The sequence below is a fragment of the Prevotella sp. S7-1-8 genome (assembly GCF_000758925.1).
In the GTDB taxonomy this organism is placed as follows: domain Bacteria; phylum Bacteroidota; class Bacteroidia; order Bacteroidales; family Bacteroidaceae; genus Prevotella.
Map to the genome: position 1 here is coordinate 20,848 of NZ_JRNC01000041.1, position 8,922 is coordinate 29,769.

An 8,922-nucleotide genomic window follows, 5' to 3' on the forward strand; every position below is an offset into this window, starting at 1 on the left:
TCCTGTTGAGATTTCTCTCAACTCAAGATATGTCGTTAAAGGCTGTTGGGCATGTGTAAGCAAGACTGTAGGACAAATATGAAGGCCTGGCACACTCGCCGCGACAGGTCTTGCCCCAACGGAACGTTATGCCTTTCCTGTTCCAAAGGGAGCGATGGTGTCACCATTGGCGGGCATGGGGGCCTGCGGAATCTTAATTTCGCCAAACTCCTTTTCATAGCGGGCAACATTCTCTTGCAGGGCGAATAACAATCGTTTGGTGTGCTCGGGCGCCATGATGACCCGGCTAAAGATTTGCGGAGGAGCGATGGGCAGCATGTGGGCAAAGTCTATGATAAACTCGCTGGAGGAGTGGTTGATCATTACCAAGTTGGAATATTCGCCCGATGCGGCCTCGGATTTCAATTCTATTTTTACCTGCTCGTTACTGTTTTCTTCCATGATTTTGTAAGTTTTTGTTTGTGTTCTAATGATTTAAGCAACGCACTTTCCGTTACCTTGCAAAGGTATGTAAAAGATTTTGGCCCTCCAAACAATGTGCTCGTTTATTTCGTGGATGGTTAGCTAAACTCAATGCGCTCTTCAAATGATGGCTATTTCCAATTATGAGCATAAATCTTGCCGTGTCTAAAAAAACATGAGCCTCACGTGAGCGTCGCGTAAATCTAATGCCAAGGGAGTGCGTGACCCTTGCGCGGCCGTTCTGGAGGTCGAGGTCTTCGCATGCCAAGGAACAATGTCAGGGAAGCTCTCCGGCTTGGAACAAAAATATATACCAAGTGGATGGCATGGGAATTAAATGACAGGACAAGAGGGAAAAACGAATTTGTAAACCCAAGTGATATGATTGTTACAAAAATAATATAACTTTGCACTTGCTTATGGAAATTCCCTCACCAAGGAAACGCCATATTCCACGCAACTTTATCTTTGTCATCATCAATGGGGTTTATACGGCTCTCAACTTCTTCTTCTCGTAAGAACGTCCCGTTTTGGAGCCATGCTCCATAACACCCCATTTGAGACAGAGCATGCCGCGAGCGTTAGGGCTTGACACAAGCAACGTGTTTATCGAAAATGTGCCATTGGTGGCGAAGCTCCACAGACCGCGTGTCATCAAGCGGATTGACAGCCATAAAGACAACGAGCGGTCCATGCCGTAAGGTTCGTGGAACTCCGTGGCGGTATTGTTTAACCACTGAACAAATTGAAGATGAATGATGTTTACCCTAATTCCGGTTTCATATACGATAATAGAGAGTTTTTGTCATCGTCATTTACAAATATAAAGCCTTTGGCCGAGAGCGGCGGCAAGTTGTTTGTTTTATACAGGGCGGAACGCCTTGGAAAATGGTTTCTTCTCAAAGGCCTGAAACCTGCGTGTCAAAAAGACGCTCATATCGTGTCCATGCTTCGTAAAGAGTTTGAAATAGCCTACCAACTTTCGCATCCGCATATAGCTCAAACTATAGGGATGGAGGAGGTGGATGGCGTTGGCCTTTGCATAGTCCAAGAATACGTCAGGGGAAAGAACCTTAGGCAAGTTATGGCATCGGAGAGATGGGACGAGAAATCATTGGCAGGGATGATGAGACAGATAGGCGAGGCTTTGGACTACCTGCACGACAATCAAATTGTGCACAGAGACCTGAAACCCGAGAACATCATGGTAACTACCAATGGCAGGAACGCGAAGTTGATAGACTTTGGGCTTGCGGACACTGACGATTATGCCATCCTTAAGAGTCCGGCAGGAACTGTCAACTACATCGCTCCAGAACAGGCCAACGGTATCGAGGGATTGGATGGCCGGGCGGATGTCTATTCTTTTGGAAAGTTGTTGGACGAATTAACCACGTGTTTCGGTTATCAAAAGAAATACCTGCCTATCATCAACAACTGTATACAGTATGACCGTACAAAACGTTACGACCGTCTTTCGGAAATCCATTGGCCTGAACAAACAAGCTCGAGACACTTTGTGGTATATGGATTGGTGGGAGCTGGATTGGCCGCGGTCGTCTTTGGCGTTTTGCTCATCTATCTACAACACGTCGCAAATGCGCCGTCAGCCATAACGCCAACGGCTCTGCAAGTCGAACAGGCGGGCAGCGTCAACCGTCCGGTGACGGTGGCTGCGGACAATGTCTCGACAGCTCACGCGAATATGCCGAAGGCAAATGGTAAAGGTATAGCTGTTTTTCGAGACGACCTCGCAAGCAATCGTGATCGGTCACGCGTGTCGCGCGTGGAATCGTCGCAAACACCCAATAGCAGGCAACAACTCTCCAATGAGCAATATACGCGATTTATGGAGGATTCCAAGCAGCGTGCGTTTGAAATCATGAAGCAAAGCCTTGAGTGGGACAGAACCGCCTATCATCAACTAAAGACAGACAAAGAGCGATTGAATTTTGGTGTAACGGTAGTGAAACGTGAACGCAAACTCATGCGAGAGAGTAATCGCAAGGCTTTGTTGAAAATCCTTGATGCCAACGCTCCAAATTTTAACAGCATTCTCGACATTGCCGATACCTACTCAGAAAAAGGACGAATAGCTTTTTTCCAAGACCCCGATTGCTTATCACAGTGGCAAAACGCTTTGGGTGGCAAGTGGTAAGAGGGAGCCTATCGCGTTAAGCTGTTGTTGTCCCACAAGTCACGCTTGCATATCGTTGTCATGGTTGTTAACAGCGCGCACCCTTAAAAAGGGTGCGCGCATGTGTGCGAAAGGTTAAGAATTTGAACCGTTTATTATGGTTGGCAGCTTAATGCTTCAATGGGTAACTACATGTTAAAGCGAAGGCCAACATACAGATTTATACCGTCTCGCTTGTATCCAGTAGGCTTGAAAAAGAAATCTTCTGTCGGGGTTTGAATTTCCTCTTGAGAATTTTCACCATTTTTTGCCATGCCATCATCCGAAAAATGAAAGTTGAAGATGTATTCTCCACCTACGACCAACTGTAAAGGATAAATCAAGTTGACATTTAATTTAACACCAAGAGGGACTCTTACCGCATGGGCTGTGAGCAATTCTTTGTTCTTGTCATAGTTTTCATTTTCGTAAGTGAATATTTGCTTATAGGGTCCAAACAAATTTAGTTCATATTGCGCAAGAAAATATGGAACTATCTCCATGGAATGTAGCATCTGAAACCCCAAGCCATAACCAAGGCCAACGTTTATAATGACAGGACTGTAATAGGGCCATTCGTTTTCAACAGCGTACAACCGGTCTTGGAAATGCTCATAGAGGCCTACTCCAATCATAGACATCATGTAGCTTGACACACCAGCTTTACTTAGGTGTATGCGGTTGTCGTATGTAATATTTAATCCATAGGAATGATTCATCATGTTGCCGGTAAAGGATACGCTGCTATTTTCGTTTGGACTCAACAATACCACGTCTCCTTTTTTATACGAGGCTTGACCTCCTGCGAAAGTGTATAGGCGGGCAGTGCTGTCTTTGACATCGCAAGCTCTTGCGGTGGAAACTCTTGTTGAGTACATTTTCCCGTTACGTTCTTTGGCGCGATAGATTATCATCCTGTCAGAGTTCTTTATGCCATGGGCACTCCCTATGTTGGTGGTAAAGGGATGCCTGCCTGTAACTTGTCCGAAAAAAGCCAACTCTGGAACTTTCTTGGATATTTTTCGGAATGTTTTCAGGGGGGATTTGTATATCTTGCCACTTTTAATAAATTTAACGGGGACTGCAATTTGATTGTATGCGTCATTTTTCGTCCAGTTGCGATACACCATGTCGATGATGTCATCAGTGATGTCAACTTTGAAAACCATCCATTTTCCCGATTTCTCAAGATAAATATAATTATGCTTTAGGATGGGTACGACATCTTCTTTTAGTATGGTTTCTTTGTCTATAACGCCAATGCTGGCGCGCTCTTCATCGTTCTGTTGAATATTGTTGAGCGCCCTCTTTTTCAATAGGGTTTCGGACAAAGAGTAACCGTGATAACTAAAGAGATAGTCAAGAACCTTTTTGCCTATTTGCTGTTTGTTCAGCCATCTTTCTATGTCTTCTTCTTTTTCACAGTTTATGGGGGGAATTTCGATGTCTCCAATGTCATTGTAATAATATTTATTTACTGGTATATTCGCAAATACTCCAAAGGCTCCACTTATTCCAACTATATTGCACTTTGAATTATAGAAGGGGCGTTCTTTTGCGGTCGCGTTTACGGCAAGGAACGCCATGACCATTAGTATAAAATATTTTTTCATCGCTAATCTTGTTATTGTTTGTCGCAGACAGGTCTAATGGAGTATAAGTATCTAGAAAGACAGGTGCCTATCCGCTTATCTTTAATGTCCAAGGCATAAAGATTGATACCATAGCCATAGCCCTGCCATGAGCCGTCAGTTTCAGAGGTCATATAGATGCTTGGATCTTGATTTAGGAGACGGTTTTCAGTATCTCTGGGCAAGAAGATTTTTTTTCCAGATGGGCCGGTGATGATATAGCCATGAATTCTGTGTTCATTATATTCTTCCCATTTGCATTTTGTCATCAATTCTTTTATTTCAGCTATGGTTGGCGTGCGCCAATGTGGACCATGTAGCTGTGTGGCTAAATCATACTTTTTACTGCCACTGATATTTTTCGGCAGATCATTGTAATCTTTATAATAGGCATACGAATCTATGTTTGCCCAATGTAGCCCGACACCAGTCATAAATTTTAAGAAGGGTGAGTTCTCGTAATAATCATGGACCGCTTTATTATAGGCTTTTTTTACTAATTCAGCGTTATCCTTGATTTTCTCATATATAATGAAATCTGTTTCTGATTCTGTTGATGATTTTATCGAATGTTCGTATTCCTTAAATTTCAAGACGTATGGAAATTTATTTGATTTTTTCCGGACGTACTGTTTCAGCTTGCTTTCAGGCATTACCAAATAGTCTTTCATTGCGGCCTCCAGGTAAGTGTTGAAATCCTCTGTTTTGCCGCCTTCCTTTGCTCCGACATTATACATTGCCCACCTGACAGACAAACCGAGGTCTACATATTCTTGCTCGTCGATGGTTCCAGACGGTACAATGTCATTCAATTTTTTGTAATAGTCATCTTCTGGATTTAAAGCTGTTGGGTATGCCAACGATTCCGGGTTCTTGTAAAGTTCATTTAATAGTTCTGTGTACTTATCAGTTTTTTTGTCATAACTTCCAACAAACACGTCCATGTTTTCTTCTTTTGAACATGACGCAAATATCGCTATCGCTACGAAGAGCATGCATTTTTTTTCCCATTTCATAATTGATGCTATTTAAAATTTAAAACGGTTACCACCATCCCAGTTGGTACACCACTTGGGGCCTGCTTGCGGCATAGGCCCTGGCAACAGAAGCCGCCGACCGAATGGTGGCCAGTCGTAAGGCATGTGCGTCTTGCTGTCGCTTGACATCTAATCTGAAACGTCTGTCGCTCAACTCTTTCAACCTCGTGGATATTTCTGTGGTTAGTTTTTTATATTCACTTTGAACCTTGGGCGACGGCAAAGATAGCTTGTCTAATTGCCCTATCGCGGCTTCGGCTCCTTCTTTTGTCGGATTTGCGCTCCAAGCCGCCCATGCGTTCCTGATGAGAGACATGTTCTGTTCTTCCAACAACGTCTCGCCGTATTTTGCCAATAGATCTTGAGCCGTAGCGTAATCTTTGCAAACAGAGGGGATCGTAAACAAAATGTTTATGGCCTCGTCGTAGTGGCCTGCCGCTGCCGCGGACCGCGCCGTTCTCAACAGGTTGGGGGCCATTTGGTCATAATATCTTACAATCCTCGCTTTTCCACGCTCAACGGCCTTGACTAATTGTGGGTCGTAGACATTTATTTTTCTGATGGCTGACATGATGGCGTCTTCTTTGTCGTTGCCAATGCCATTTACTTCTATGGCATGTTGTGAGAATAGAGTGCCGTTGATGCCATCACCGACAAATATCCCAACCATCATCCTTGTGGCATATTTCAAGGGAATGGTTTGTGTCTTGCCGCTTTTCACTTCCTGTAAGTGGGCTGTGATAATGAAACGATTGTCAGCTCCCTCTCCAGACATCCCATTGGCCGAAGCTATCAGGTTTAATTTTGTTGTCATCATGGCAGCGGCTTGTGTTCCAAGTTCACTTTCTTGGGGTAAATAAGGTCTTAAGGAAATCATCCCCATCTTATCTACGCTTTGGGCTAAGGCTCCAAAGAACCAAGAGCAACATAACATTATTGTAATTATTTTTTTCATACTATCTATTGTGATTGTTTTTTTCATAATGGCAACTGGGCGTCAAAATGGTTCACTTTTTGCCCAAGACAACATAAACTTTCCCAATGCCGACAGGTGTCGTCGCTACAGAAAGGCCAAATTGTGAAAGAAACGTGGTAATGGGCTTGATAAAGCCTTCCATGTTTATCGCTTTCTGCTTTCCTCCAAATTTCCCTTTGCCGAATAGTGGGAAACGAACTTGCTCATAGGATAATCTGGTGCGTGTCTTCCCATTTTGCGTGAAGGCGCCATTGATGGTTTTTTCGTTCATCCAATAGTCTATTGCCTCGTTCAATTCTCCTGTTTCGCCGTTCAGCGTGATTTCTGACTCAAAGTTCAAAGGGCAGTCTTGCGCTATCTTGAAAACTACAGAACCCTCTCGGCCATTTGTGATGACATCATCAAAATAGCGCAGGATGCTTGAGGAAAACTGGTCGATGAAGCCTAACACAGACTCGTTGAGGAGACTTGTGATTGGCGCGCCTGACGCGGAACTGTGGCCGGTTTCTCCTCCAATTTGCTTGTTTGTCGCCGCGTCTATGGAAGTTACTCGAAACTCAATCATGTCGCGAGGTCCGTAGTTGGTGCGCGTGAAAGCGATGTTTACAAGTATGTCAGCCTGCGCCACCCTTGTGAGCTTGTCTAAATCGTTTTCCATAATCTCGCCATCATTCTTGGAAACAAGTGCCATGTCCATCGCCTCTTCGTTTTTCAATTCGTCGAGGGCGCTGCTTAAGTTCTTTAGAGGATAGCCGCGCTCTTGCATGATCGCTCCCATTTTTGTAATGACATTTAGCACGTCATCATCGCGCAAGGCTTTCTCGTAATCAGGCGAGTTTGGGTCGTCGTCACGCGTAAATCCATGATTGATGCACCATGCTTTTTCAGGAACTACCATGATGATTGGTTTCATGGCCTTTGTTCCAGGCAGTGGCTCAACGGTAGACGATTGTGCATGAAGGTTGCTAACCATGCACAAGATAGAAAATAATAATAGATACTTTCGAAACATATGCTTGAATTTAGAAATAATCATTTAGTCGTCGTATTATCCCTTCGTCTTCGAGGCGCTTGCGCAATCTGTCATACATTACCACAACGTAGAGGCATACTTTGCGACCTTTCGTGGTGTTGATGTTATTCTCGCCCGAAGGATATGATTTGTTCACGTTGTGTACATATCGCAAAAATTCGCCTTTTTTAAAAAAAGTGTCGAAGAACTTTTTGTGTTTCTCATAATCTGTCGAGCCATTGGTCAGGGCAGGAACTCCATTCACGTCTTTGTTGGAGGACACCCCTGTGAATATGCAAGCGGCAACGGCGTCTTGTAGCGCGCGGTCTATAGCTTTGTCTGCGGAGCCGGCCACTCCCCATACTTTCATGAATTTCATGCCCTCTTGGGCAACTCTTACCATCTGGATCTCGTAAGCGTGATCCATCTTAAAAGGGTATTTCCTTGCGTGAGTTGACAACGCGAGGAGACAAAAGCTGACAATGCAAAGAAATAGTTTTTTTTTCATTGTATTTATATGTTATAATGTTGTTGTAGTTAATAATTTAACAAATTGGCAAAGAACTGTGGTCGCGCCCTATACGTGTTGTTTTTATGCAAGAACGGGTATGATCCGCCACCCCACGCTTTCTCAAGGCAAGGCTCTGGTAAAACCCAATAACAAAGAAAACATGAAAGAGGAATCCACACCCTATGCAGGTGTGAACTCGCCCAGACAAATCTTCGGTCAATGTTATTTTGTTGAATTTGCCAGATTCTACTTTTTGAACTTCAATGTCCGTACGAGCGCACGAGTTTTTCTTGTGGTTGTATGTTTGCAAAGGTAAATAAAATCTGCGTGGCAAACAACAAATGCAAGCAAAGAAAGTGTGGATATTCCTCATTTTTTGTTTTTTGCAAAGTTATATAGAATGAAGTGTGTTGATGAGGAAACGTGTGGCTCAAGTTGGTTCAAACATGGCGTTTAATATTTATTTTGCAATAAAATTTACGTAATTTCGCGCTTGAGATGAATAAAGACCAATTAATATCAGCGCTGCTGTCGAAAGTGGAGGGTGAGCTGGGCCGAACGCTAAGAACGCCCACTGACTTTCAGTATCTGTCGTTGCGGATCAGCCTTAAGAGCGAGGGGGAATATTCGTTGAGCTGCTCTACCATAAAACGTTTATGCAACTATGTGAGATACAAGAGCAATCCCAGTTTGCACACGCTTTCCACCTTGGCAATTTTTGTGGGTTATAAGGATTGGAACGATTATGTTGACAGTCAGCTCGCGCTTTTGAGGCCGGTGTCCGGTTTCTTGTTTGATGTGGATGACGCCTTGGCAAAAACGCCCATTGGGGGGTGCTTGCGTTTGCGATGGTTGCCCGACCGCAGGATAAAGCTGCTGCGGAAAATCGATCGTAGGGTGGAGGTGGTCGCGTCGGAGAACAGCCAGCTTCAGACAGGCGACAGTTTCATACTGTCCGAAATAAAAGAAGGCGAGCCTTTGCTGGCGGTCGGTTTCGTTCGCGACGGAACTTCTATGCCTGACTATGTCATGGGACGAAATGGCGGAATAAGCATAATTTAGAAATGCCGACGTAGTGGTGGCCATCGTTCGAGGCCTCGCTTCCGCTCCGCCCGCC

Annotated in this window: 9 protein-coding genes; 2 read left to right on the top strand and 7 right to left on the bottom strand. The window is 44.2% G+C overall.

Annotation, left to right across the window (positions count from 1 at the left end; all coding sequences use genetic code 11):
• Positions 1-126: 126 nt before the first annotated feature.
• Positions 127-441, bottom strand: coding sequence for a DUF3467 domain-containing protein (locus HMPREF1640_RS07210; protein ID WP_197051494.1), 315 nt, complete (start codon positions 439-441; stop codon positions 127-129).
• 508 nt (positions 442-949) lie between these two features.
• Positions 950-1,156 (bottom strand): hypothetical protein, encoded by a 207-nt coding sequence (locus tag HMPREF1640_RS13255; protein ID WP_156098746.1) that lies wholly within the window; start codon positions 1,154-1,156, stop codon positions 950-952.
• Between the two features lie 57 nt (positions 1,157-1,213).
• On the opposite strand from HMPREF1640_RS13255, the gene HMPREF1640_RS07215 reads away from it, so the two are divergent.
• Positions 1,214-2,620, top strand: a complete 1,407-nt coding sequence (locus HMPREF1640_RS07215) for a serine/threonine-protein kinase (RefSeq protein WP_036893579.1) — start codon at positions 1,214-1,216, stop codon at positions 2,618-2,620.
• Positions 2,621-2,787: 167 nt separating this feature from the next.
• Here HMPREF1640_RS07215 and HMPREF1640_RS07220 read toward each other — a convergent pair whose 3' ends face one another.
• The 5 genes from HMPREF1640_RS07220 to HMPREF1640_RS07240 form a co-directional block, all read right to left on the bottom strand.
• Positions 2,788-4,251: a hypothetical protein gene (locus tag HMPREF1640_RS07220; protein WP_036893580.1), complete on the bottom strand. Its 1,464-nt coding sequence runs from the start codon at positions 4,249-4,251 to the stop codon at positions 2,788-2,790.
• An 11-nt stretch (positions 4,252-4,262) separates the two neighbouring features.
• On the bottom strand, positions 4,263-5,285 hold the full coding sequence (locus HMPREF1640_RS07225) for a hypothetical protein (protein ID WP_036893582.1): 1,023 nt from the start codon (positions 5,283-5,285) through the stop codon (positions 4,263-4,265).
• Between the two features lie 28 nt (positions 5,286-5,313).
• The gene (locus tag HMPREF1640_RS07230; RefSeq protein WP_036893584.1) at positions 5,314-6,123 is read right to left on the bottom strand and encodes a hypothetical protein; all 810 of its coding nucleotides are present in this window, start codon (positions 6,121-6,123) and stop codon (positions 5,314-5,316) included.
• 190 nt (positions 6,124-6,313) lie between these two features.
• The gene (locus tag HMPREF1640_RS07235; protein WP_156098747.1) at positions 6,314-7,195 is read right to left on the bottom strand and encodes a DUF6175 family protein; all 882 of its coding nucleotides are present in this window, start codon (positions 7,193-7,195) and stop codon (positions 6,314-6,316) included.
• A gap of 109 nt (positions 7,196-7,304) precedes the next feature.
• Entirely contained in the window at positions 7,305-7,802 is a 498-nt protein-coding gene (locus HMPREF1640_RS07240) for a hypothetical protein (protein WP_156098748.1), read from the bottom strand.
• Between the two features lie 501 nt (positions 7,803-8,303).
• Between HMPREF1640_RS07240 and HMPREF1640_RS07250 the strand changes: the two genes are divergently transcribed.
• Complete coding sequence (locus HMPREF1640_RS07250; protein ID WP_036893588.1) at positions 8,304-8,867, top strand: hypothetical protein; 564 nt, start codon at positions 8,304-8,306, stop codon at positions 8,865-8,867.
• Positions 8,868-8,922 lie beyond the last annotated feature (55 nt).

What these genes read in the sequence shown, in the direction of transcription:
- HMPREF1640_RS07240 (WP_156098748.1), bottom strand. Translation starts at nt 7,802, where the DNA reads ATGAAAAAAAAACTATTTCTTTGCATTGTCAGCTTTTGTCTCCTCGCG.
- HMPREF1640_RS07215 (WP_036893579.1), top strand. Translation starts at nt 1,214, where the DNA reads ATGAATGATGTTTACCCTAATTCCGGTTTCATATACGATAATAGAGAG.
- HMPREF1640_RS07220 (WP_036893580.1), bottom strand. Translation starts at nt 4,251, where the DNA reads ATGAAAAAATATTTTATACTAATGGTCATGGCGTTCCTTGCCGTAAAC.
- HMPREF1640_RS07225 (WP_036893582.1), bottom strand. Translation starts at nt 5,285, where the DNA reads ATGAAATGGGAAAAAAAATGCATGCTCTTCGTAGCGATAGCGATATTT.
- HMPREF1640_RS13255 (WP_156098746.1), bottom strand. Translation starts at nt 1,156, where the DNA reads ATGGACCGCTCGTTGTCTTTATGGCTGTCAATCCGCTTGATGACACGC.
- HMPREF1640_RS07230 (WP_036893584.1), bottom strand. Translation starts at nt 6,123, where the DNA reads ATGATGACAACAAAATTAAACCTGATAGCTTCGGCCAATGGGATGTCT.
- HMPREF1640_RS07250 (WP_036893588.1), top strand. Translation starts at nt 8,304, where the DNA reads ATGAATAAAGACCAATTAATATCAGCGCTGCTGTCGAAAGTGGAGGGT.
- HMPREF1640_RS07235 (WP_156098747.1), bottom strand. Translation starts at nt 7,195, where the DNA reads ATGAAACCAATCATCATGGTAGTTCCTGAAAAAGCATGGTGCATCAAT.
- HMPREF1640_RS07210 (WP_197051494.1), bottom strand. Translation starts at nt 441, where the DNA reads ATGGAAGAAAACAGTAACGAGCAGGTAAAAATAGAATTGAAATCCGAG.